Raw genomic sequence first — 22422 nt, forward strand, 5'->3', positions numbered from 1 at the left:
CGGCGGCTGCCAGTGCGGCGCGATCCGCTTCCAGGCGCGAGGCGAGCTGACCGATAGCTCGATCTGCCATTGCCGGATGTGCCAGAAGGCGTTCGGTGCCTATTACGCGCCGCTGGTATCCGTGCGCGGCGTGCAGTTCAGCTGGACCCGCGGCCAGCCACGCTATTTCCAGTCGTCCAACGTGGTGCGGCGTGGCTTCTGCGCCGACTGCGGAACGCCCCTGACCTACGAAGCCCCGGATGGCGTGGCCGTGGCCGCCGGTGCCTTCGACGAGCCGGAACGCCTGCCACCGACCATCCAGTACGGGGTGGAGCGCAAGCTGCCGTTCGTCGACAGCCTGTCCGACCTGCCGGCGCGGCGCACCGAGGACGACATCGCGGCGCTGGAGTTCCTGGCCACCATCGTGTCCCACCAGCACCCGGACCACGACACCCCGCACTGGCCGCCGCGCAGCCGATAAGCCACCTGTAGCGCCGAGCCCGCGCTCGGCTGCTCTGGGTTCAGGCTTCATCGGCCGCCGCCCGCCGAGCATGGGCTCGGCGCTACAGAGGGCCGGCCGCAGCGCCCGGCCCGCCGATGCTCTACCATAGCCACCCCCTTTCCGGTCCCCGCCCGCATGAGCAAGAACAGCCAGTGGATTGTCGGCGTCAACGCCGTCGCCTCCTCCATCGAGAACGACGCCGAGAACGTCCGCGAAGTGCTGGTCGAGGCCGGTGCGAAGAACCCGCGCCTGACCGAGATCGAGGAAAACGCCCGCCGCAAGGGCATCGACGTGCGCAAGGTGAACAGCCAGGCGCTGGACGGTGTCGGCGGTTCGGTGCGCCACCAGGGCGTGGCCGCGCGCTATGCCGCCGCCCGCACCTACAGCGAGAACGAGCTGGAAGGCCTGGTCACCGCGGCCGAGGGCAAGGCCCTGCTGCTGGTGCTGGACGAAGTGCAGGACCCGCACAATCTCGGTGCCTGCCTGCGCTCGGCGGCTGCCGCCGGCGCGACTGCCGTGATCATCCCCAAGGACAAGTCGGCCACGGTCAATGCCACCGTGCGCAAGACCTCGGCCGGTGCCGCCGATCTCATCCCGGTGGTGGCGGTGACCAACCTGTCGCGCTGCCTGAAGGACCTGCAGAAGCAGGGTGTGTGGATCTACGGCCTGGCCGGCGAAGCCACCGCCTCGCTGTACCAGCTGGACCTGAAGGGCAACATCGCCCTGGTGCTGGGCGGCGAAGCCGATGGCCTGCGCCGCCTGACCCGCGAGAACTGCGATGGCCTGGTCAAGATCCCGATGCCGGGCGAGATCGAGAGCCTGAACGTCTCCGTCGCTGCCGGTGTCAGCCTGTTCGAGGCCGTGCGCCAGCGCGGTTGATCGGCTTTCCGGTAGCGCCGGGCGATGCCCGGCGGATTGCTTCGCCGGGCATGGCCCGGCGCTACCGGCGATCCGATTCACGCATGGCGTGGATCGGCCGTGTCGACCAAGGTCGACACCTACCGGTAGTCGCCAACCTTGGTTGGCGCTCTTGCCGCCTCACCCCGCGCTGCCGCCCAGTGCCTTGAACAAGGTGACGTCGTTGTTCAGCTGGCCCTGGCGCACGCGCGCCAGCGACAGCTCGGCATCGCGCCGGGTCTGCTGCGCTTCCAACCAGGTGCGCAGGTCGGTGGCACCCACGCGGTAGCGCACTTCCTGCGCCCGTTCCACTTCCACCGCTTCGTCGTACGAAGCCTGCGAGGCCGCCACCTGGCGCGCCAGCTGCTCGCGTGCCGACAGCGCGTTGTCCACTTCCGAGAGCGCGGTGTACAGCGTCTTGCGGAAATTGGTCGCGGCGATCTGGTAGGCGGTGCCGGCGATATCGGTATCCAGCTGCGCGCGCTGCAGGTTGAGGAACGGAAGCGACAGGCCGGCGCCCAGCGTGGCCACCGGGTTGCGCAGCACGTCACCCAGCGACGTTGCGCTGGAACCGAGGCTGCCGGTCAGGCTCAGCGCCGGGTAGTACTGGGTGGCGGTGACCTTGATGGTCTTCAGGCTGTTGCGCAGGCGCAGTTCGGCCGCGCGCAGGTCGGGACGGCGACCGAGCAGGTCGGTCGGCAGGCCCTCCGCGATGCTGGGGCTGCGTGCGCCGAGCAGGTCCTGCGGTTCGTCCTGCTGCGGCCAGGGCGTGCCGTCCAGCAGCACGGTCAGTGCATTGCGGGCCTCCACCCGCTGCTGTTCCAGCGCACTCTGCGAGGAACGCTGCGACTGCAGGTTCTGCAGTGCCTGGCGTACTTCCAGGCGCGATACTGCACCGGCGTCGAAGCGGGCCTGGACCAGTTCGCGGGTACGTTCCAGCCGCTCCAGGTTGGCCTGGCCGGTGGCGATGGACTGGTTGAGATAGGCCAGGTTCCAGTATTGGTTGATGGTGTCGCTGATCACCAGCAGCGCGGTGTTCTGCCGGTCTTCCTCGCTGGCCTCGGCTTCCCAGCGGGCGATGTCGCGCTGGGTGCGCAGGCGGCCCCACAGGTCCACTTCCCAGCCCAGCGAGACGCCGGTGGAATAGCTGCGGCGCCAGTCGTCGGCCTGGTCGGTGGCGCGGCTGGCATTGCCGCTGACGCCGGACGACGAAGGCTGTGGCCACAGCGCGTTGCTGGCCAGTCCGGCCTGCAGGCGCGAACGCTGCACGGCCAGGCCAGCGGCGGCAAGATCGCTGTTGGCAGCCAGCGCCTGCGCCACCAGACGGTCGAGACGCTCATCGCCGAAACCGGTCCACCAGGTGTCCTGGCGGATGTCGCGGCCCGGAGTATCCAGGCTGCTGCGCGGATCGTCCGCGGGCGCATTGAGGGTGGCGTCGCCACGACCGTAGGTCGCCGCCACGTCGGGGTCCTGCACCGGATAGCGGCCCATCGATGCGCAGCCGGACAGGGCGAGCAGAACGGCACCGGCCAGCAGCAGGCGCGAGGGGGCAGGGAAGGTCAGTCGGGTCATCATCTTCATTCGCGGGCCAGGGCCTCCACCGGGTCGAGCTGCGCGGCGTTGCGCGCAGGCAGGAAGCCGAACGCCACGCCGATCAGGGTCGAGCAGGCGAACGCGGCAACGATCGAGGCCGTGGAGAACAGCACCTGGAAGTCGCTGGCGAAGCGCCCGATCATCGAGCCCAGCAGCAGGGCCAGGCCGATGCCGAGTACGCCGCCAAGCAGGCAGACCAGCACCGCCTCGATCAGGAACTGCTGGCGGATATCACTCTGCCGTGCACCCACGGCCATGCGCACGCCGATCTCGCGGGTACGCTCGGTGACCGAGACCAGCATGATGTTCATCACGCCGATGCCGCCGACCAGCAGCGCGATGGCGGCGATGGCGCCGATCAGCAGCGTCATCGTGCGCGTGGTCTGTTCGATGGTCTGGCGGATCTCGGCGCTGTTGCTGAGGAAGAAGTCCTCGGTGCCATGGCGCAGGGTCAACAGGCGGGTGATCGCTTCCTGTGCGGCATCCATCGGCGTGTCGTCGTCCACGCGCACGGTGATGCTGGACACGTGGCTCTGGCCGAGCATGCGCGACATCACCGTGGTGTACGGCACCCACACGCTGAGGCTGGTGCTGCCGCCGAAACCGAAACTCTGGCGCTTGGCCACGCCGACCACGCGTGCCGGCACATTGCCGAGCAGGATCACCTGGCCGACCGGGTCGACATCGGGGAAGAACTGGGCCTGGGTGTTCTCATCGATCACCGCCACCTGGCCCAGGCCCTTCACCGCATCGCTATCGAAGAAGCTGCCGCTGAGCAGGGTCACGCCCTTGACCCGGAAGAACTGCTCGCCGACGCCGCTGACCTGGGCGGTGGAGGACTGGTTGCGGTAGCGGGCGGTGACCGAGGTCGACACGCTGGGGGTGGCGCTGTCCACGTAGCTCTGCTTTGCCAGTGCATCGGCGTCGCTGGCCTTGAGCGTCTGTACCCGCGCCGAGCGCATGTCGCCGAAACCACGGCCGGGATAGACGTCGATGGTGTTGGTGCCGAGCGCGCTGATGTTCTGCAGGATCTGTTGTTGCGAGCCATTGCCCAGCGCCACCACCGAGACCACCGAGGCGATGCCGATGATGATGCCGAGCATGGTCAGGAAGGTGCGCAGCCGATGTGCGTTCATCGCCAGCAGCGCCATCCGGAACGCTTCGGTGAAGCGGTCGCGTGCGGCCCGCCAGCTGTTGCCGCGGGCGACGCCGGTGCTGGCCTCGCGCTGCGCACGGTAGGTCGGCGCATTCGGGTTGGCGCGATCAGCGATGATCTCGCCGTCGCGGATCTCGATGATGCGCTGCGCGTGTTCGGCCACGCTCATGTCGTGGGTGACGATGATGATGGTATGGCCTTCGGCGTGCAGCTCACCGAGGATCGCCATCACTTCCTCGCCGGATTTCGTATCGAGCGCGCCGGTTGGTTCGTCGGCCAGGATCACCTCGCCGCCGTTCATCAGGGCACGGGCGATCGACACGCGCTGCTGCTGGCCACCGGACAACTGCCCCGGCTTGTGGTGCATGCGATCGCTCAGGCCCAGCCGCTGCAGCAGCTGTTCGGCACGCGCGTTGCGCACTGCGCCCGGGCTGCCGGCATACACCGCCGGCACCTCTACGTTGCCGCGCGCGTCCAGGTCGCCGAGCAGGTGGTAGCGCTGGAAGATGAAGCCGAAATGCTCGCGGCGCAGTTCGGCCAGCTCGTCCGGCGCCATCTTTCCGGTCTCGCGGCCGGCCACCTGGTAGCTGCCGCGGGTAGGGCGGTCGAGGCAGCCGAGGATGTTCATCAGCGTCGACTTGCCCGAACCGGACTGGCCGACGATGGCCACCATCTCACCGGCGTGGATGTCGAGATTGACGTCGCGCAGCACGGCGATCACATCATCGCCGGCCGGGAATTCGCGTCGCAGGTCGCGCAGGCGCAGCAGCGGCGCCGTCGTGCTCATCGGCGCCCCATGCCCGGGCCGCCAACCCGCATCTGCATGCCGCCACGGTTGCCGCCGGCGGCGCTGGCACCGGCCGCACCGGCTTCGCCGACCACCACGCGCTCGCCTTCCTTCAGCCCCGACAGGATCTCGGCCGAGGCGCCGTTGTTGATGCCCACGGTGACCTTGCGCGGCTGCGGCTGGCCCTTGTCGTCCAGCACCCGCACCATGCGCTCGTCGCCACGGCGCTTCGGTCCCAACGCCACTGCCGGCACCATCAGCACGCCCTTGGCCTGCTTCAGCAGCACCGAGACCTGCGCGGTCATGTCGATGCGCAGCGTGCCATCCGGGTTTTCCACATCGAACAGTGCGTTGTAGTAGACCGCGCTGCTGGAGCTGGAACTGGAAGAGCTGCTGGAACTGGACGAGTTTTCATTGGCGATCGAGGCCGGCGCCGGATTGATCTGGCGCAGCGTGGCGTGGTACTTGCGGTCCGGATCGCCCAGCGTGGTGAAGTACACCGGCATGCCTGCCTTGATCTTGACCACGTCGGCCTCGGAGATCTCGGCATTGACCGTGACCACGTCCAGCCGCGCCAGCATGACGATGGTCGGTGCGGTCTGGTTGGCGTTCACGGTGCGACCTTCCTCGGCCACCACCGCCACCACGGTGCCGTCCATCGGCGCCACGATGCGGGTGTAGGCCAGGTTGGCGCGGGCGGTGCCCAGTTCGGTTTCGCGGCCCTTGATCTGTGCCTCGTAGGACTGCAGCTGGGCACGGGCGGTCTTCAGCTGCGCCTCGGCGGCATCGTATTCCTGGCGCGAGGTGGCCTCGGCGGCCAGCATCTGCTGCTGGCGCGCGAACTCCAGTTCGGCCTGGCGCAGGGTGGCCTGCTGGACGGCGCGCTGGGCGGTGACCTGGTCCAGCGAGGCCTGCGCGTTGAGCACCTGGTTCTGCTGGGTGGTGGCGTCGATCTCGGCGATCAGGTCACCTTCCTTCACGGTGTCGCCCAGTTGAACTTTCAGCGACTTGATCTGGCCCGAGGCCTGCGCACCGACGCTGACCAGCTTGTAGGCGTCGATCACGCCGGTGGCTTCCACGGTCTGCTCGATGTCGCCGCGGCTGACCGGCGTGGTCGCCACCGCCGGGGCAGCGGGTTTGCGCAGCAGCCACCAGGCGGCCACGGCAACGATCAGGGCAAGCAGGGCGATCAGTATCAGGCGACCCCGGCGGGTCGCAGGCAGCAGGCGGAACGTCACGTCGTGGCTTCACTCTCGGGGCCGCGGCGGCGGCGTTGGTGGGCATTGTGAAGACCGGGCGATGGGCGGCTCAATCCTCGGGGTATGTCTCTATGTAACACTGTCGGTGAATACGCGTAACCACAGGTATCCCGCCCATGGCTGGATACACTGGTACGCATTGCCCCGGATGCGGTTCAGCTGCCGACACGGGATGATCGCGACATGGAGACTGAAAACACGATGCATCGACTGCTGATCGTCGACGACGACAACGACATCCGCACCCTGCTGGCCGAACAGCTCGGCCGTGCCGGCTACCAGGTAAGCACGGCCGCAGACGGCACCGCCATGCGCCAGCTGCTGGACCGCGAACACGTGGACCTGATCGTGCTCGACCTCAACCTGCCGCGCGAGGATGGCCTGACCCTGTGCCGCGACCTGCGCGCGCGCTCGAACACGCCGGTGATCATGCTGACTGCGCGTGCCGAGCCGATCGACCGCGTGCTGGGCCTGGAAATGGGCGCCGATGACTACCTGGCCAAGCCGTTCGAACCGCGCGAGCTGCTGGCGCGCATCCGCAACGTGCTGCGCCGGACCGAGGCGCTGCCGGCCAACCTAGAGCCGCTGTCGGTGCGCCGTGCGCGTTTCTCGCGCTGGGTGTTCGACCTGGAGCATCGCCACCTGGTCGATCCGGACGATCGCGTGGTGGTGCTGTCCGGCGCCGAGTTCCGCCTGCTGCGGGTGTTCATCGCCCATGCCAACAAGGTGCTGTCGCGCGAGCAGCTGGTCGCGCTCAGCAGCGGCCGCAACTACGAGGCGCAGGACCGTGCCATCGATCTGCAGGTCAGCCGGCTGCGCAACAAGCTGGGCGACGACGGTGGCCCGGACGGACTGATCAAGACCGTGCGCAACGAAGGCTATGTGCTGGCCTCCTCGGTGAACCTGGAATAAGCCGCGATGAAGCGCCTGCGTCATTTCCTGTCCTCGATGGTCGGGCGGTTGTTCGTGATCCTGCTGCTGGGCATGAGCGTGGCCGCGATCGGCGCGACCATGCTGGCTACCTCCAAACGCCAGCAGGAGTTCGAGCGGCAGAACCTGAACCGCATCGCCGACCGCCTGCAGGGTTACGTCAACCTGCTCGACGGCAATCCCGAACTGCGCGAGCGCCTGCTGGAGGTTGGCGGGCCGAGCGTGCGCGCGCTGCAGCCAGGTGCACGCCTGGGGCGGGCCGATACGGCGTTGATGGAAGTGCTGGATGACCGGCCGGGCCCGGTCGCACGCGCGCATGTGCATTTCGCTTCGTTCCGCTCCTGCATTCCCAAGCTGCAGGATCTGTTGCCACCACCGCCGCCGGGGCATCGCCGGCATCCACGCGAACGTGATCCGGCGTTCATCCCGCCCAAGTGCCGTGCGGTCGACGTGACCCTCAACGACGGCACGCTGCTGAAGCTCGCGCTGGATTCGCCTGCGGTGGCACACAACGGCATCCTGGCCGTGGACCCGTGGTTCCTGACCCTGCTGGTGCTGGCGATCGCGGTGCTGGCCTACATCGTCGCGCGCATGGCCAGCGCGCCGCTGCAGGAACTGGCGGCCGCTGCCGAGGATCTCGGCGATGACCTGCAGCGTGATCCCTTGCCACTGCGCGGGCCGCGCGAGGTGCAGCGTGCCGCCGAAGCCTTCAATGCCATGCAGCACCGCCTGCAGCGGCACCTGGCCGAGCGTACGCAGATGCTGGCGGCGATCACCCATGACCTGCAGACCCCGCTGACCCGCCTGCGCCTGCGCCTGGAGAACGTCAGCGATGAAGCGCTGCGCGAGCGCCTGATCGGCGATCTGGCGGCAATGCAGGCGCTGGTGCGCGAAGGCCTGGAGCTGGCCCGCAGCGCCGAAAGCGCCGAGCAGCGTGCCGCGCTGGACCTGGATTCACTGCTGGAGAGCATCGTTGAAGACGCCGCCGAGGGCGGTGCCGATGTCGTCTTCGAGGGCGGTACCGGCGCGGTGCTGATGCTGCGCCCATTGGCCATGCATCGCCTGTTCTCCAACCTGGTGGACAACGCGGTGATGTACGCCTACCGGGTGCGGGTGCGGGTGGAACGCGGCGGTGGCACGATCACCGTGATGGTGTCGGACGATGGTCCCGGGCTGGCGGAGGATCAGCTGGAGGCGGTGTTCGACCCGTTCGTGCGGGTGGAAACTTCGCGCTCGCGGGAAACCGGCGGTGCCGGGCTGGGCCTCACCATCGCCCGCGCACTGGCCGAGAAGGACGGCGCCCGCCTGTGGCTGCGCAACCGTGCCGAAGGCGGACTGGAGGCGGTGGTGCAGTGGCCAGCCAGCGCGCAGGTGGTGCCGCCGGGCCGGGCTGGCTGAGGCTGACGGCCTGGCAACGGTGACGCCCGGGCCGGGGTTTGGCCTATCATCTGCGCAACTCCCCAGTTTCCCGTCGATGAGCCAGCCCGTTCCCGCCGGCACGCCGTTCCGCGCTGCCCGGCCGTTCCCGCACGCTGCCTGGCCTGGCAGCCGCGTCTGGCCACCGCCGCTGCACTGATGGGCGGACAGGGGGGCAACCGGCGCTGGGTGGAGTGCCACGTATCAGGATTCAGGCGGGTGCTGCGGCAGGGGCTGCTGTGGCTGCTGCTGGCGCTTGCGCTGCCGCTGGCTGCACAGGACGGTGCGCCCCCGCTGCGCGACTACGCCATCGATGTGTGGACATCGCGCAACGGCCTGCCACACAACTCGCTGCGTGACATCGCGCAGACGCCGGAAGGCCACCTGTGGTTCGCCACCTGGGAAGGCCTGGTGCGTTACAACGGCCTGGATTTCACCGTGTTCGACCGCAGTACCCGCCCGGGCCTGCGCGACAACGGCATCGGCGCGCTGTTCGTCGACCGCCAGGGCGGGCTGTGGATCAGTGATTCGCGCGGCAATGTCAGCCATCGTGGCAATGACGGCCAGTGGCGGGTCTGGGAGCACCAGGCCGATACCCCGCAGGTGCTGATCCAGTCCATGCAGATGGACAGCCGGGGGCGCCTGTGGCTGCTGTACGAAGGCAAGGGACTGGGTTACCTGGTGCCCGACAAGGGCATCGTCTACCAGGCGCCGCCGGCTGACCTGCCGATGGCGATGAGCTTCACCAAGCTGGTGGTCGATGCGCAGGACCGGGTCTGGGTCGGCACCCTTGACGGGCTGGTGCTGCGCGACAACGACGGCGTGCTCAAGCGCGCGCCGGCTGCATGGGGCCTGGGTGCGGGCAGCGGCCTGTCGTGGCCGTACCGCGCGCCGGATGGCGCGTTGTGGATCGTGGCCGGCGAACGCCTGTACCGGGTGGAGGACGATCAGCTGGTGCTGGTGCACCGCCTGCCGGGCCAGCTGCACATGACCTCGATGCTGCAGGATCGCCATGGTGACCTGTGGCTGGGCACCGAGAACCAGGGCCTGCTGCGCATCTCCGCACATGGGCTGGAGCGGCTGCCGGCCGGCCTCAACCTGCCGGGCGGGCGCGTGGTCAGCCTGCGCGAGGATGCCGAAGGCAGCATCTGGGTGGGCGCCAATGGCGGCCTGTACCGCCTGCGCGAAACGCTGTTCAGCAGCTACACCGAACGCGACGGTCTCAGCGGCGACTACGTGCGCACCGTGTTCGAGGATCGCAACCGCCAGCTGTGGGTGGGCAGTGCCAGCGGCCTCGACCTGCAGACGCCCGATGGCCGCTTCCGTGCCGTGCCACTGCACAACCGCGGCGGCAAGGCGCCATCGGTGCTGAGCCTGGCGCAGGGGGCTGATGGAGACCTGTGGGTGGGGACCTTCGGCGACGGTGTCTACCGCCTCGGTCGCGACGGCAGCCTGCGCCACAACTATGCGGCCGCCGATGGCATGCCGGGTGGCAACATCCGGGCGATCAGCGTCGATCCGCAGGGCGGCGTCTGGGCCGGCACTCAGAAGGGCGTGGTCCGCATCGAGGGTGATCGCGTGCAGGTATCGAACGTCCCGGGCATGCCCGGTGGCCTGATCACCGCGCTTGAGCATGACCATCAGGGCAACCTGTGGATCGGCACCATCGAAGGCATCCGCGTACTGCGCGGCGATCGGGTGCAGGCGATTGACCTGGCCCCGATGGGCGGTGGCCGCAGCGTGTTCGGCTTCCATCAGCTGGGTGACGCGATGTGGATCAGCAGCGACCGTGGTCTGTATCGCTGGCAGGATGGAACGCTGGCACGGGTTGGCCTGGAGCAGGGCATGCCGGTGGACACGGTGTTCCAGCTGGTGCCGGACCGCCTGGGCAACGTCTGGATCAGCAGCAACCGCGGCGTGCTGCGCACCGACATGGCCACGCTCAATGGCGTGGCAGATGGCCGCACGCCGCGGGTGGTGGTGGAGCGCTACAACGAGATCGACGGCATGGCCAATGCACAGGCCAATGGCAGCTCCAGCCCATCGGCGATCCTGCGCCAGGACGGCACGTTCTGGGTGGTCACCGCCGGTGGCCTGAGCACCGTCGATCCGCAGCGCCTGCAGCGCTTCCGCGAGCGTCTTTCACCGCCGGCAGCGATTGAAAGCGTGCAGGTGGATGGCGCACCGGTGCATTGGGAGGGCCCGGACCGCAACTACATTCCCGGCGGCCGCCGCTTGACGGTGAGCTATGTCGGCCTGAGCTACCTGATGTCTGACCGGATCCGCTACCGCACGCGGCTGGACGGCCTGGATGCGGGGTGGGTCGAACGCGGTCCGCAGCGCAGCGTGGAGTTCGTCGGCCTGCCGCCGGGCGACTACACCCTGCACGTGGCGGCGGCTCATCCGGGTGGCAGCTGGGGCCAGCAGGAAGCGGTATGGAGCTTCACCGTGGAGCCGTTCTGGTGGCAGCGACGCAGCGTGCAGGTGCTGGGTGGACTGCTGCTGCTGGCCGGGCTGGTGGCGCTGTACCGCCTGCTGCTGCAGCAGCTGAAGGCCAGCAACCTGCGCCTGGCACGGCGTGTGGATGAAGCCACCTTCGACCTGCAGGCCAAGACCGTGCACCTGCAGGCGCTGAACCAGGAAAAGACCGAACTGGCCGAGCGCCTCGCACGCCAGGCCGAGGCCTTCGAACGGCAGGCCCGCGAGGATGCACTGACTGGCCTGGCCAACCGCCGTGCCTTCGATGAGACCCTGGCGCGCGACTTCGCGCGTTCGCAGCGCAGCGGTCATCCGCTGTGCCTGGTGGTGCTGGATATCGACCACTTCAAGGACGTCAACGACCGCCACAGCCACAGCATCGGTGATGCCGTGCTGGTGCAGGTGGCACGGTTGATCGCTGCCGCCAGCCGCGACTCGGACCTGCCGGCGCGGACCGGCGGCGAAGAGTTCGCGCTGCTGCTCAACGACACCCGCCTGGAGGAAGCCGCACAGCTGTGCGCGCGCCTGCGCGGCCTGTTCCACGACCATCCCGACTGGGCCGGGGTGGACGGACTGCGCGTGACCTTCAGCGCGGGCCTGGTGGAACTGGATGCCGACGACCGCACCCCGGCACTGCTGTACCAGCGCGCAGACCGCGCGCTGTACCGCGCCAAGAGCGATGGCCGCGATCGTACGAGCATTGGGTGATCGCATCCACGCATGGCGTGGATCTACGGGTGTTGCCGTACCAACGGTCGGCACCCACCAGAGAAGTGACCCACCACAGAAGTGATCGGCAGCCCCCAACGAGCGCAGCGACCCGCGGTTGCTCCCGCTTTTTCTGATCTTTCCGTGGCGGCCAGCAACCTGTCGAAGGCCGGGCAGGGTGGGTTCGCGGGGGTATCCGCGCCATGGATGGCGCGGCTAAGCCCCCAGGGAAGGGTTCACGGCGTCCCCCGCGAACCCACCTTGCCCGGCCCAACCGATGATTCGCTTCACGCCACGAGGGGCTCCGCCGTTGGCCGCTTCACCGCGGCCAGGCGTTGGCGATCGTGCAGAACAACCGTGCCGTCTGCTCGGTGTCATACACCGCGCTGTGTGCCTCGTTCGCGTCCCAGCCCAGCCCGGCGGCCGTGGCCGCACGCGCCAGCACGGTCTGCCCGTAGGCGATACCGGCCAGGGTCACCGTGTCGAACACGCTGAACGGATGGAACGGATTGCGCTTGTGGCCGGTGCGTGCCACCGCCGCGTTGACGAAACCGAGGTCGAAATGAGCGTTGTGGCCGACCAGGATCGCGCGCTGGCAGCCGTACTTCTTCATTGCCGCACGCACCGGGGTGAAGATGTGGTCCAGCGCGGCCTTCTCTTCCTTGGCCAGCCGGAACGGGTGGTCGAGGATGATGCCGGTCACTTCCAGTGATTTCGGATCGATCTCCAGGCCCTCGGCCGGCACCACGTGGGCGCTGGCGGTCTGGCCGGGGTAGAGCAGGCCGTTCTCGTCCATCTCGATCGGCACGGCGGCGATTTCCAGCAGTGCGTTGCGCTGGCTGTCGAAGCCGCCGGTTTCCACGTCCACCACCACCGGCAGGAAGCCGCGGAAGCGTTGTGACATCGCGCGCTGCGCCTGGGGTACTGCGGAATCGGGAGCGGCGGCAGGTGCGGGGGTGGGGTCAGTCATGCGTGAATTCTAGCAGAGCGACCCTGAGCGCCCGGCCAGCCTGCGGTGCACGGGTTCCCTGCACGGGCGTGTGTCGACCAAGGTCGACACCTGCCGGAGCACCGCACGCTCAGGATTCCGGCAGGTGCCCACCTTGGTTGGCACGGTGCGCGCCGACCAAGGTCGGCATCTACCGGACTGCTGGCCGCGCAGGCGTGGCCGAGGGAGACCACCGCGCCAACCACGCATCCACGCTCAGCCTACCGGGGCACCGCGCGCTCAGGATTCCGGTAGGTGCCAACCTTGGTTGGCACGGTGCGCGCCGGCCAAGGTCGGCATCTACCGGACTGCTGGCCGTGCAGGCGTGGCCGAGGGAGACCACCGCGGCAACCACGCATCCACGCTCAGCCTGCCGGCGCCGGTGAAGATCAGCGGCAGCAGCATCGCCATGAACAGCACCGGCAGCTTGAAGTTGCCGAAGCCCTGGTCAGTGATCGCGTAGCCCATGGCCAGGTCGGCCAGCGAGTTCCACTCCATCGGCCAATGCACCGCATAGGTGGCCACTACGGTCAGCACCAGCAGGCTGGCGGCGGCAAACCGGGTGCCGAAGCCAACCAGCAGGCAGGCCGCGCCAATCAGCTCGAACCAGGTTGCAAGCTGCCAGTTCAGGGTGGCCGGCAGCTGGTCGAACGGGAACGGGAAGGCGTCCTGCAGGTCGGCGAACCAGTTCTGGCCGTGCAGCTTTTCGCGGCCGGATTCGAAGTATTCCCAGGCCAGCAGCAGGCGCAGGCCGAGCGGGGCCAGCCAGGGGGCGAGACGGTCCAGCTGGCCGCGCGCGGCGGCCAGGGTCGGAAGGTTCATCGGTGGTTCTCCGGGGGGAAGGGGCGTCAGCCAGGGACTGTGAGCGGGCCGATCACGCCGGCCTGCAGGAACTGCTGCAGCAGTGCAGCACCGGGTTCGGCCAGCGCCTCCTCAGCCAGGCCGTGCGCGGCGGCCAATTGCCGCAGATAGGCATGTCCATCGAGGCCGGGTTGTTCGCCGATGCTGGACAGCAGGTATACCGCCAGCGGGCTGAGTGCGGCGAAGCGCACTTCGCCGTCAGCCTCACGGCGCACCAGCAGGCCGGTCGGCTCGGTGGGCGGCTGCATTGGTGCATCCTCGGCGCCCAGCCGGTGCACCGGCCACTGGTACAGCAGCGGCCACGCCAGCGGCGAGCGTTGCAGTGGCACCCGCAGCGGATCGATCTCACCCCGCACCGGCAGCGGCTCGGCAGAAAGCTGGTACAGCGCGGTTTCCACCCACTCGTAGTGGGCCAGCTCGGCCAACGCCGGGTGCGGCAGCTGCGGCTGTGCCTGCAGCCACTGCACGAATTCGGCGGCCAGTTCGGTGAACAGCGGCGTCTGGCAGCGATGGGTGGCGAAGTAGTGGCGCACCAGGTCGCTCCAGGCCGGTTCGCCGAGCAGGCGCACGCAGACCGGGAAGCCGTTGCTCAACAGGCCGAGCAGGTTGTTGAACAGCAGCCGCTGGTACACCGCGACCCGGCGTGGTTCCAGCCCGGCGGGTGCGGCCACCGCCTGCGGATCGCGCAGGTGTGCGGTGAACGCATGCTGCTGTGCGCGCAGAGTGTGGGAGGTATCAGCCATGGGCGATACCGGTATGGCGGGACTGCAGGCGGCGGATGGTCTGCAGTTCGCCCTGCAGCTCGGCGTACGGGGGGAAGTTGAAATCGCGTTCGAGCAGGGTGGGGCGTGGGCCGATGCGCGCGTAGGTACGCGCCAGCAGCTCCCAGACCGGGTCGATCACCGCGCTGCCATGGGTGTCGATCTTCAGGTCCGGTGCCTCGTCCAGGTGCCCGGCCACGTGCAGGCAGACGATGCGCTCTGCGGGTAGCCCGGCAATGAAGCTGTCGGCATCGTAGCCGTGGTTGCAGGCGTTGACGTAGACATTGTTGACGTCGAGCAACAGGTCGCAGTCGGCTTCGGCGAGCACGGCATTGGTGAAGGCCAGTTCGTCCATCGCCGGCTCCGGCGCCAGGTAGTAGGACACGTTCTCCACCGCGATGCGGCGACCCAGCAGGTCCTGCACGTGGGTGATGCGTGCGGCGGTATGGCGCACGGCTTCGTCGGTGAACGGAATCGGCAGCAGGTCGTACAGGTGGCCGTCGTCGCTGCAGTAGCTCAGGTGCTCGCTGTACAGCGGCACGCGGTGCTTTTCCAGGAACTGGCCGACCTGTTCCAGCAGCTGCGTATCCAGTGGCGCGCTGCCGCCCAGCGACAACGACAGGCCGTGGCAGCTCAACGGATGGCGCTGCGCCAGTTCGGCCAGTGCATCCCCGGCGGGACCACCGACATGGATCCAGTTCTCCGGCGCGCATTCGAGGAAATCGAAGTCGCCTGCCGGGGCGTCACGCAGGTCCTGTAGCAGCGCCCGGCGCAGGCCCAACCCGGCGGCCGCCGCACGAAGCGGCGACCGCGGGTGGACGAGGCTGGCGCGGACGTCAGTGCTTGCCACCGCACTTGCCTTCGCCGCACTTGCCTTCAGCCGACTTCTTGTCGCCTGTCTTGGCAGCGGCTGCACCAGCAGCCTTGCCCTTGTCGGCACCGCACTTGCCTTCGCCACACTTGCCTTCGGCAGCCTTGCCCTTGTCACCGCCGCACTTGCCTTCAGCGGTCTTGCCGTCGGCGCCGCACTTGCCTTCGGCGTGCTTGGTATCGGCAGCCTTTGCCGCCTGGCCAGCCACCAGGTAGCCCTGGGCCAGGTCGCTCATGCTCAGGGCCGAGGCACTGGCGGTCATGCCCAGGCCGGCGGCCAGGGCCGTAGCGGTCAGCAGGGACAGGGTCTTGTTGGAACTGCTCATCGGTCTTACTCCTAGGTGGTGGGCAGGCGCCCGGGGTGAATCGATGGTGCAGCGATCCTACTCAACGAATCCTCGCCAAGAACTCAAATTTTCGTGAGATTTGTTGCAGAGCGGGAGACCGGTGGCCGGAACGCCCACAACAAAAGGGCCGCTGTCACCAGGACAGCGGCCACCTTGGAGTCAACTCCGGTGTTGCAGTGCAGCGTCAGGGCTGGCCGGTGCTGGAGGTTTCATCGCGTTTTTCACGCGGCGGCAGCGGCTGCTCGCCATGCACCAGGAACCACACGTTCTCGGCGATGTTGGTGGCGTGGTCGCCCACGCGCTCCAGGTTCTTCGCCATGAACAGCAGATGCGTGCAGGGGGTGATGTTGCGCGGGTCTTCCATCATGTAGGTCAGCAGCTCGCGGAACAGCGCGGTGTACTGCGCGTCCAGGCGGGCGTCGTCCTCGCGCAGCGCCAGCGCGGCATCGGCATCGTTGTCGCGGTAGGCGGCAATGGCACGACGGACCTGCTGCGCGGCCAGGCGGCCGAGCGCCCGCAGGCCCTGGATCTGCGGCAGCGGCGGTACCTTGCCCAGCGCGATCGAGCGCTTGGCGACGTTGGCGGCGTAGTCACCGATGCGCTCGATGTCGGCCGGGATGCGCAGGCCCGCCAGGATCTCGCGCAGGTCGCGTGCCATCGGGCCACGCAGCGCCAGGCGCATCACGTCGTGGCTGATCTGCTGTTCCAGCGCATCGATCGCCTCGTCGTTGGCGATGATGCGATGGGCGGCGTTCTCGTCGCGCTTCTCGATCACGTCCATCGCCGCTTCGAGCTGGGCGACGGCCATCTCGCCCATGCGCACGATTTCGGCCACCAGGCGCTGCTGCTCTTCGTCGTAGCTCTTGACGATGTGGTCGTTGGGAAGGTTCATGGTCTGCAATCCGGGTAGAGCCAGGCCATGCCTGGCTGACGTGATTTGTAGAGTCGAGCCATGCTCGACTGACATTGTCTGTCTGTCGACTGACGTTTCAGCCGAAGCGACCGGTGATGTAATCCTCGGTCTGCCGCTGCGACGGCTGCGAGAAGATCACTTCGGTGCGGTCGTGCTCGATCAGGTCGCCCAGGTACATGAAGGCGGTGTAGTCGGACACGCGCGCGGCCTGCTGCATGTTGTGGGTGACGATGACGATGGTGTACTCGTGCTTGAGCTCTTCCACCAGCTGCTCGATGCGGCTGGTCGAGATCGGATCCAGCGCCGAGGTCGGCTCGTCCAGCAGCAGCACCGACGGGCGCAGGGCCACGGCGCGGGCGATGCACAGACGCTGCTGCTGGCCACCGGACAGGCCCAGTGCGCTCTGCCCCAGCTTGTCCTTCACTTCGTCCCACAGTGCGCCCTGGCGCAGTGCCTGCTCGACGCGGTCGGCCATGTCGGCCTTGCTCAGTTTCTCGTGGTGGCGGATGCCGTAGGCCACGTTCTCGAAGATGGTCATCGGGAACGGTACCGGCTTCTGGAACACCATGCCGACCTTGCTGCGCAGGCGGTTCATCGGGTACTTCGGCGACAGGATGTTCTCGCCGTCCAGCAGCACTTCGCCGCGCGCCTCCAGCTTCGGGTACAGCGCGTAGATGCGGTTGAAGATGCGCAGCAGGGTCGACTTGCCGCAGCCGGAGGGGCCGATCAGCGCGGTCACGCGCTTTTCCGGGATCTCCAGGTTGATGCCCTTCAGGGCATGGAACTTGTCGTAGTAGAAGTCCAGTCCACGCGCAGCCAGCTTCACCGGCGACGGCGTGTGCAGGCTCTCGTGCGAGGACGGCACGGCGATGCGCTGCATCGGCACGGCGTTGGAAAGGTCGTTCATGGCGTTATCCACGGAAAGGTCAGTCATGGGAGATACGGTTGCGCAGCAGGATGCCGCGGGCGGCAAGGCTGACCAGCAACACGAAGACAGTCAGCACCAGGGCACCGGCCCAGGCCAGCACCTGCCAGGATTCATACGGGCTGCCGGCGAACTGGTTCATCACCACCGGCACCGAGGCCATCGGCTGGAAGATGTTGTTGTTCCAGTACTGGTTGCCGAAGGCAGTGAACAGCAGCGGTGCGGTCTCGCCGGAGATGCGGGCCAGCGCCAGCAGGATGCCGGTGATGATGCCGGCCGACGCACTGCGGTACAGCACCTGCACGATCACCTTCCACTGCGGGATGCCCAGCGACAGGGCCGCTTCGCGCATCTGCGAGGGCACCAGGCGCAGCATTTCGTCGGTGGTGCGAACCACCACCGGCAGCACGATGAAGGCCAGCGACAGCGCACCGGCGAACGCCGAGAAGTTGCCGCCGGTCTGCATCACGTACAGCGTGTAGACGAACAGGCCAAGCACGATGGACGGCGCCGACAGCAGGATGTCGTTGACGAAGCGGACCACGGTGCCGGCCTTGCGGGCGTTGCCGTACTCGGCCAGCCAGGTGCCGGCCAGCACGCCCAGCGGGGTGCCGATGCCGATCGCCAGCGCACACATCACGGCACTGCCGAAGAAGGCGTTGGCGAGACCGCCTTCCTGCATCGGCGGCGGCGTCATCTTGGTGAACAGATCCCAGTTGATGCCGGCCAGGCCCTTGGAGGCCAGGGTGAACAGGATCCAGCCCAGGAAGAACAGGCCGAACAGGGCGGTGGCGCAGGAGGCGGTGATCGCAACGACGTTGCCGATGCGACGGCGCAGGTACAGCGAATCAGCGGTGGTGGACATCAGTTGCCCTCCTTGCGGGACAGGCGCATCAGCATCAGGCGGGCGATGGCCAGCACCACGAAGGTGACGATGAAGAGGACGAAGCCGAGCAGCAGCAGGGCCGAGCGGTAGGTTTCAGTGGCTTCGCCGAAATCGTTGGCGATCAGCGCGGCGATGGTGGTGCCCGGTTCCAGCAGCGACGGCGACAGGCGCACGCTGTTGCCGATCACGAAGGCCACCGCCATGGTCTCGCCCAGGGCGCGGCCGAGGCCGAGGAAGATGCCACCGATCACCGCCGAGCGGGTGTAGGGCAGGACGATGTCCCAGCTCACTTCCCACTTGGTGGAGCCCAGTGCATAGGCCGATTCCTTGAGGCGGGTCGGCACGGTCAGGAACACTTCGCGCATCACCGAGGAGATGAACGGAATGACCATGATGGCCAGCACGAAACCGGCGGTGAGCATGCCGATGCCCAGCGGCGGGCCCTGGAACAGCGGGCCGATGATCGGCATCTCGCCCAGGGTTTCGTTGAGGAACGGAGTGACGTACTCGGTCATCACCGGCACCAGCACGAACAGGCCCCACATGCCGTAGATGATCGAAGGAATGCCCGCCAGCAGTTCGATGGCGGTACCGACCGGGCCACGCAGCCAGCGCGGCGCGACTTCGGTGAGGAAGAAGGCGATGCCGAAGCTGACCGGCACGGCGATGACCATCGCGATGAGCGCGGTGACCAGGGTGCCGTAGATCGGAGCGAGGGCGCCGAACTTGTTTTCGACCGGATTCCAGTCGGCGGAGAAGAAGAAGCTCAGGCCCTGCATCTGCAGGGCATGGCGGCCGCCCCACAGCATGGACAGCGCGGCGCAGGCCAGGGCGATCAGGACGAAGATGACGGTGCCGACCAGCACCCATCGGAACAGTTTGTCGTTGCGGGCATCACGCGCATCACGCGTGGACGGGGCGGCTACAGGCTGGGCGATGGCATTCATGGGGACGGCAGGGCCAGGAAGGGGCGGGGCGGCACGGCGTGGAAGAGGCGGTGCCCGCGCGGGGCGGGCACCGTCGTGTCCATCACTTCAGGTCGGTCGCCCAGTAGGCCTCGATCTGCTTGACCAGTTCGGCCGGCAGCGGCACGTAGTGCAGCTCGTTGGCCTGGGCCTGGCCGTTTTCGAAGGCCCACTTGAAGAAGGCCAGGGTGTCCTGGTTGCGCTTGGCGTCCTTCGGCTGCTTCTGCATCAGCATGAAGTTGGTGGCAGTGATCGGCCACGCCTGCTCGCCCGGCGCGTTGGTGATGACCAGGTTGAAGTCCTTGGCGCTGGCCCAGTCGGCGCTGGCAGCCGCGGCGGCGAAGGTTTCCGCGCTCGGCTCGACCCAGTTGCCGGCCGCGTTCTGCATGGCGGTGTACGGCATGCCGTTCTGCAGCGCGTAGGCCAGTTCGACGTAGCCGATCGAGCCCTTGATCTGCTTCACGTAGGAAGCGACGCCTTCATTGCCCTTGCCACCGACGCCGTCCGGCCACTGCACCGAGGTGCCTTCGCCGACCTTGCTCTTCCATTCCGGGCTGACCTTGGACAGGTAGTTGGAGAAGTTGAAGGTGGTGCCCGAGCCGTCCGAACGGTGGACCAGGGTGATCTTGCCGTCCGGCAGCTTCACGCCCGGGTTGGCGGCGACGATGGCCGGGTCGTTCCAGGTCTTGACCTTGCCCAGGAAGATGTCCGCCAGCAGGGCGCCGCTCAGGCGCAGCTTGCCGGCTTCCAGGCCTTCGATGTTGACCACCGGCACCACGCCGCCGATGGCGGACGGGAACTGGGCGAGGCCGGCCTGGGCCAGCTCTTCGCTGCTCAGCGGCTTGTCGGAGGAGCCGAAGTCGACGGTGCCGGCCTTGATCTGGGCGATGCCGCCACCGGAGCCGATCGACTGGTAGTTGATCTTGGCGCCGGTGCTGGTGTTGTAGTCAGCCGACCACTTGGAGACCAGCGGGAAGATGAAGGACGCGCCCGCGCCGGACACTTCGGCGGTCACCTTGGCACCGGCAGCGGCCGGGGCGGCGGCACCGTCGGCAGCCGGCTGCTGCGCGGCCTGCTTGTCGCCACCGCAGGCCGACAGGCCCAGGGCGATGGCCAGGGAAAGGGCGGCAAGGCCGGCCGAGTGCAGTTTCATGGTCACTCCATAGCGGGGAAGAGCCGACGTCGTCGGCGGATGCGGCTATGAAATGATGTTTTTGTTACAGCCGTATTACGACCATGACAGAGGTGTCCTGGATCACGTTCTGACAAGGGTTTCACGGGGTTGGCCTCCATTCGGAAGCTCCCCGGAGACCCCGGATCTGCGCACCGATATGACGGCAGGCACAAGGTACAGCCGAGCCCACGCTCAGCTGCGCGCGAGGCCAGGTCAGAAGCAGCCGAGCATGGGCTCGGCTCTACAAACACTGCTGCCTTTGCTCCTGCCTTCCATGACCCCACCGCGCCCCCGATGAACTGTCCAGAGTCGGCGCAGGGCCCAGCCCGGGACCGTTCGCGCCATGGATGGCGCGATCGAGCCCCCATGGACGGGTTTACGGCGTGTCCCGGGCTGGGCCCTGCGCCGACTCCGGGCAGTAGATTGGAAGCGCAGCGCTCTTCACGACCAATCCCACAAAAACAAGAAGAGCGCGAGATCTCGAGGATCTCGCGCCCGGGGTGGGATCGGCGGGGGAGAGAGGACCCGCCGATCCCGTTCCTGCGGGGGAACGCGCTTGCTTACTTCAGGTTCTGCGACCAGTAGGTCTCGATCTGGCGGACCAGGCTGTCCGGCAGCGGCACGTAGTCCAGCTGGCGGGCCTGGGCGTCGCCGCTCTTGTAGACCCAGCGGAAGAACTCCTGGGTGGCCTTGCCGTTGGCAGCGTTCTTCGGCTTCTTGTGCACCAGGATGAAGTTGGTGGCGGTGATCGGCCAGGACTCGGCGCCCGGGGCGTTGGTCATCACCAGGTAGAAGTCCTTGGCGCTGGCCCAGTCGGCGCTGGCAGCGGCGGCGGCGAACGACGCATCGCTCGGCTGCACGAAGCGGCCGGCGGCATTCTTCATCGCGGTGTACGACAGCTTGTTCTGCAGTGCGTAGGACAGTTCGACGTAGCCGATGCCGCCCTTGATCTGCTTCACGTAGGCAGCAACGCCTTCGTTGCCCTTGCCACCGATGCCGGCCGGCCACTGGACCGAGGTGCCTTCACCGACCGAGCTCTTCCACTCCGGGCTGACCTTGGACAGGTAGTTGACGAAGTTGAAGGTGGTGCCCGAACCATCCGAGCGGTGCACGACGGTGATCTTGGCGCTCGGCAGGGTCACGCCCGGGTTCAGTGCGGCGATGGCCGGGTCGTTCCAGGTCTTGATCTTGCCCAGGAAGATGTTGGCCAGCACGGTGCCGTCCAGCTTCAGTGCGCCCGGGGCGATGCCGGCCACGTTGACGACCGGCACCACGCCGCCGATCACCGACGGGAACTGCGCCAGGCCCGAAGCGGCCAGTTCTTCCGGCTTCAGCGGAGCATCGGAGGAGCCGAAATCAACGGTCTTGGCCTTGATCTGGGCGATACCACCGCCGGAACCGATCGACTGGTAGTTGACCTTGTTGCTGGTGGCGGCGTTGTAGTCGGCCGACCACTTCGACATCACCGGGTAGATGAACGAGGCGCCCGCGCCGGTGATTTCAGCGGCGTTGGCGGCGAACACGGACGACGCTGCGAAGACGGCAACGGCAACGCGCGACTTGAAGGCGTGGATCACGGGGTGGCTCCTGGGTTGATTGGGATGCGGGGTTACCCGCCCGGCGCACATTCCATAACGGTTCGATGACAGCGCAGGGACCGTTGTATGACGCAACCGTTACAGCGCTGCCCGGCGCCCGCACAGCCAGGGGCGTGAAGGTTCTGAGTGCTGCGGGCAACGTGTTGACCAATGCACCGGAGACGGACGTGGCCCGGTTGCGATCACGTTCTATATGTCGCTGATGGCCTGCCCAGTGTGGTCGTCAATGCCATCCCGGCCTGGCATTCCGCAGTGATGCTGCGTCATCCACACGAAACCATCGATGCAGGTGAGAGCGTCGCGGCGGTCGGTCCGGGCCGAGACGCTGATACATGACGCCATATGCCGCAAGGGATCGACAAGCATGTGCCCGCAAATGAGTCGTACGCATGACCGCACGAAGAAATCTGTGGTTGGTGCTCAGGTTGT

19 protein-coding genes are annotated in these 22422 nt (G+C 67.6%); 5 read left to right on the forward strand and 14 right to left on the reverse strand.

Features of this window, described 5'->3' with window-relative positions:
• Together N5D91_RS20390 and rlmB are read left to right on the forward strand one after the other, a co-directional pair.
• On the forward strand, nt 1-460 hold a 460-nt coding region (locus tag N5D91_RS20390), incomplete at its 5' end, for a GFA family protein (protein WP_279922734.1).
• Between the two features lie 156 nt (nt 461-616).
• Entirely contained in the window at nt 617-1360 is a 744-nt protein-coding gene (gene rlmB, locus N5D91_RS20395) for a 23S rRNA (guanosine(2251)-2'-O)-methyltransferase RlmB (protein WP_005408775.1), read from the forward strand.
• A 159-nt stretch (nt 1361-1519) separates the two neighbouring features.
• Here rlmB and N5D91_RS20400 read toward each other — a convergent pair whose 3' ends face one another.
• Genes N5D91_RS20400 through N5D91_RS20410 form a run of 3 tightly spaced genes read right to left on the reverse strand, consistent with a single transcriptional unit; the run spans nt 1520 to nt 6152 of the window.
• On the reverse strand, nt 1520-2959 hold the full coding sequence (locus N5D91_RS20400) for a TolC family protein (RefSeq protein ID WP_180855160.1): 1440 nt from the start codon (nt 2957-2959) through the stop codon (nt 1520-1522).
• A complete protein-coding gene (locus tag N5D91_RS20405) occupies nt 2956-4914 on the reverse strand; it encodes a MacB family efflux pump subunit (RefSeq protein WP_180855162.1) in 1959 nt (652 codons plus the stop codon). The genes N5D91_RS20400 and N5D91_RS20405 overlap by 4 nt, the downstream gene beginning before the upstream one ends.
• Complete coding sequence (locus N5D91_RS20410; RefSeq protein ID WP_110711732.1) at nt 4911-6152, reverse strand: efflux RND transporter periplasmic adaptor subunit; 1242 nt, start codon at nt 6150-6152, stop codon at nt 4911-4913. Before N5D91_RS20410 ends, N5D91_RS20405 begins: the two co-directional genes overlap by 4 nt.
• Before the next feature lie 204 nt (nt 6153-6356).
• On the opposite strand from N5D91_RS20410, the gene N5D91_RS20415 reads away from it, so the two are divergent.
• The 3 genes from N5D91_RS20415 (at nt 6357) to N5D91_RS20425 (ending at nt 11705) form a co-directional block, all read left to right on the forward strand.
• Complete coding sequence (locus N5D91_RS20415) at nt 6357-7085, forward strand: response regulator (protein ID WP_110711733.1); 729 nt, start codon at nt 6357-6359, stop codon at nt 7083-7085.
• Between the two features lie 6 nt (nt 7086-7091).
• Entirely contained in the window at nt 7092-8501 is a 1410-nt protein-coding gene (locus N5D91_RS20420; RefSeq protein ID WP_153856905.1) for an ATP-binding protein, read from the forward strand.
• A gap of 177 nt (nt 8502-8678) precedes the next feature.
• Nucleotides 8679-11705 carry a ligand-binding sensor domain-containing diguanylate cyclase gene (locus tag N5D91_RS20425; protein WP_180855163.1) on the forward strand — a complete coding sequence of 1009 codons (3027 nt, stop codon included), beginning with the start codon at nt 8679-8681 and terminating at the stop codon, nt 11703-11705.
• Between the two features lie 319 nt (nt 11706-12024).
• On the opposite strand, the gene rnt is transcribed toward N5D91_RS20425, so the two are convergent.
• The 11 genes from rnt to pstS (N5D91_RS20480) form a co-directional block, all read right to left on the reverse strand.
• Entirely contained in the window at nt 12025-12609 is a 585-nt protein-coding gene (rnt, locus tag N5D91_RS20430) for a ribonuclease T (RefSeq protein ID WP_005408782.1), read from the reverse strand.
• 384 nt (nt 12610-12993) lie between these two features.
• Entirely contained in the window at nt 12994-13515 is a 522-nt protein-coding gene (locus N5D91_RS20435) for a DoxX family protein (protein ID WP_180855165.1), read from the reverse strand.
• Nucleotides 13516-13541: 26 nt separating this feature from the next.
• Nucleotides 13542-14297 (reverse strand): putative DNA-binding domain-containing protein, encoded by a 756-nt coding sequence (locus tag N5D91_RS20440; protein ID WP_180855167.1) that lies wholly within the window; start codon nt 14295-14297, stop codon nt 13542-13544.
• Nucleotides 14290-15165 carry a DUF692 domain-containing protein gene (locus N5D91_RS20445; RefSeq protein WP_180855169.1) on the reverse strand — a complete coding sequence of 292 codons (876 nt, stop codon included), beginning with the start codon at nt 15163-15165 and terminating at the stop codon, nt 14290-14292. The genes N5D91_RS20440 and N5D91_RS20445 overlap by 8 nt, the downstream gene beginning before the upstream one ends.
• Nucleotides 15152-15511, reverse strand: a complete 360-nt coding sequence (locus tag N5D91_RS20450; RefSeq protein ID WP_049421602.1) for a hypothetical protein — start codon at nt 15509-15511, stop codon at nt 15152-15154. The genes N5D91_RS20445 and N5D91_RS20450 overlap by 14 nt, the downstream gene beginning before the upstream one ends.
• A gap of 205 nt (nt 15512-15716) precedes the next feature.
• The gene (phoU, locus tag N5D91_RS20455) at nt 15717-16424 is read right to left on the reverse strand and encodes a phosphate signaling complex protein PhoU (protein ID WP_008265615.1); all 708 of its coding nucleotides are present in this window, start codon (nt 16422-16424) and stop codon (nt 15717-15719) included.
• A gap of 97 nt (nt 16425-16521) precedes the next feature.
• Nucleotides 16522-17352, reverse strand: a complete 831-nt coding sequence (gene pstB, locus N5D91_RS20460; RefSeq protein WP_005408788.1) for a phosphate ABC transporter ATP-binding protein PstB — start codon at nt 17350-17352, stop codon at nt 16522-16524.
• 19 nt (nt 17353-17371) lie between these two features.
• Nucleotides 17372-18235, reverse strand: coding sequence for a phosphate ABC transporter permease PstA (gene pstA, locus N5D91_RS20465; protein WP_032127902.1), 864 nt, complete (start codon nt 18233-18235; stop codon nt 17372-17374).
• Nucleotides 18235-19203: a phosphate ABC transporter permease subunit PstC gene (gene pstC, locus N5D91_RS20470; RefSeq protein WP_049421601.1), complete on the reverse strand. Its 969-nt coding sequence runs from the start codon at nt 19201-19203 to the stop codon at nt 18235-18237. Before pstC ends, pstA begins: the two co-directional genes overlap by 1 nt.
• An 82-nt stretch (nt 19204-19285) precedes the next feature.
• Nucleotides 19286-20374: a phosphate ABC transporter substrate-binding protein PstS gene (gene pstS / locus N5D91_RS20475; protein WP_110711741.1), complete on the reverse strand. Its 1089-nt coding sequence runs from the start codon at nt 20372-20374 to the stop codon at nt 19286-19288.
• Nucleotides 20375-20955: 581 nt separating this feature from the next.
• Nucleotides 20956-21972, reverse strand: a complete 1017-nt coding sequence (pstS, locus tag N5D91_RS20480; RefSeq protein WP_014646540.1) for a phosphate ABC transporter substrate-binding protein PstS — start codon at nt 21970-21972, stop codon at nt 20956-20958.
• Between the last annotated feature and the right edge of the window lie 450 nt (nt 21973-22422).

This window comes from Stenotrophomonas sp. GD03794 (assembly GCF_029842145.1).
Lineage (GTDB): Bacteria > Pseudomonadota > Gammaproteobacteria > Xanthomonadales > Xanthomonadaceae > Stenotrophomonas > Stenotrophomonas riyadhensis.

What these genes read in the sequence shown, in the direction of transcription:
- rlmB (WP_005408775.1), top strand. Translation starts at nt 617, where the DNA reads ATGAGCAAGAACAGCCAGTGGATTGTCGGCGTCAACGCCGTCGCCTCC.
- N5D91_RS20400 (WP_180855160.1), bottom strand. Translation starts at nt 2,959, where the DNA reads ATGAAGATGATGACCCGACTGACCTTCCCTGCCCCCTCGCGCCTGCTG.
- N5D91_RS20405 (WP_180855162.1), bottom strand. Translation starts at nt 4,914, where the DNA reads ATGAGCACGACGGCGCCGCTGCTGCGCCTGCGCGACCTGCGACGCGAA.
- N5D91_RS20415 (WP_110711733.1), top strand. Translation starts at nt 6,357, where the DNA reads ATGGAGACTGAAAACACGATGCATCGACTGCTGATCGTCGACGACGAC.
- N5D91_RS20420 (WP_153856905.1), top strand. Translation starts at nt 7,092, where the DNA reads ATGAAGCGCCTGCGTCATTTCCTGTCCTCGATGGTCGGGCGGTTGTTC.
- N5D91_RS20425 (WP_180855163.1), top strand. Translation starts at nt 8,679, where the DNA reads ATGGGCGGACAGGGGGGCAACCGGCGCTGGGTGGAGTGCCACGTATCA.
- rnt (WP_005408782.1), bottom strand. Translation starts at nt 12,609, where the DNA reads ATGTCACAACGCTTCCGCGGCTTCCTGCCGGTGGTGGTGGACGTGGAA.
- N5D91_RS20435 (WP_180855165.1), bottom strand. Translation starts at nt 13,515, where the DNA reads ATGAACCTTCCGACCCTGGCCGCCGCGCGCGGCCAGCTGGACCGTCTC.
- N5D91_RS20440 (WP_180855167.1), bottom strand. Translation starts at nt 14,297, where the DNA reads ATGGCTGATACCTCCCACACTCTGCGCGCACAGCAGCATGCGTTCACC.
- N5D91_RS20450 (WP_049421602.1), bottom strand. Translation starts at nt 15,511, where the DNA reads ATGAGCAGTTCCAACAAGACCCTGTCCCTGCTGACCGCTACGGCCCTG.
- phoU (WP_008265615.1), bottom strand. Translation starts at nt 16,424, where the DNA reads ATGAACCTTCCCAACGACCACATCGTCAAGAGCTACGACGAAGAGCAG.
- pstB (WP_005408788.1), bottom strand. Translation starts at nt 17,352, where the DNA reads ATGAACGACCTTTCCAACGCCGTGCCGATGCAGCGCATCGCCGTGCCG.
- pstA (WP_032127902.1), bottom strand. Translation starts at nt 18,235, where the DNA reads ATGTCCACCACCGCTGATTCGCTGTACCTGCGCCGTCGCATCGGCAAC.
- pstC (WP_049421601.1), bottom strand. Translation starts at nt 19,203, where the DNA reads ATGAATGCCATCGCCCAGCCTGTAGCCGCCCCGTCCACGCGTGATGCG.
- pstS (WP_110711741.1), bottom strand. Translation starts at nt 20,374, where the DNA reads ATGAAACTGCACTCGGCCGGCCTTGCCGCCCTTTCCCTGGCCATCGCC.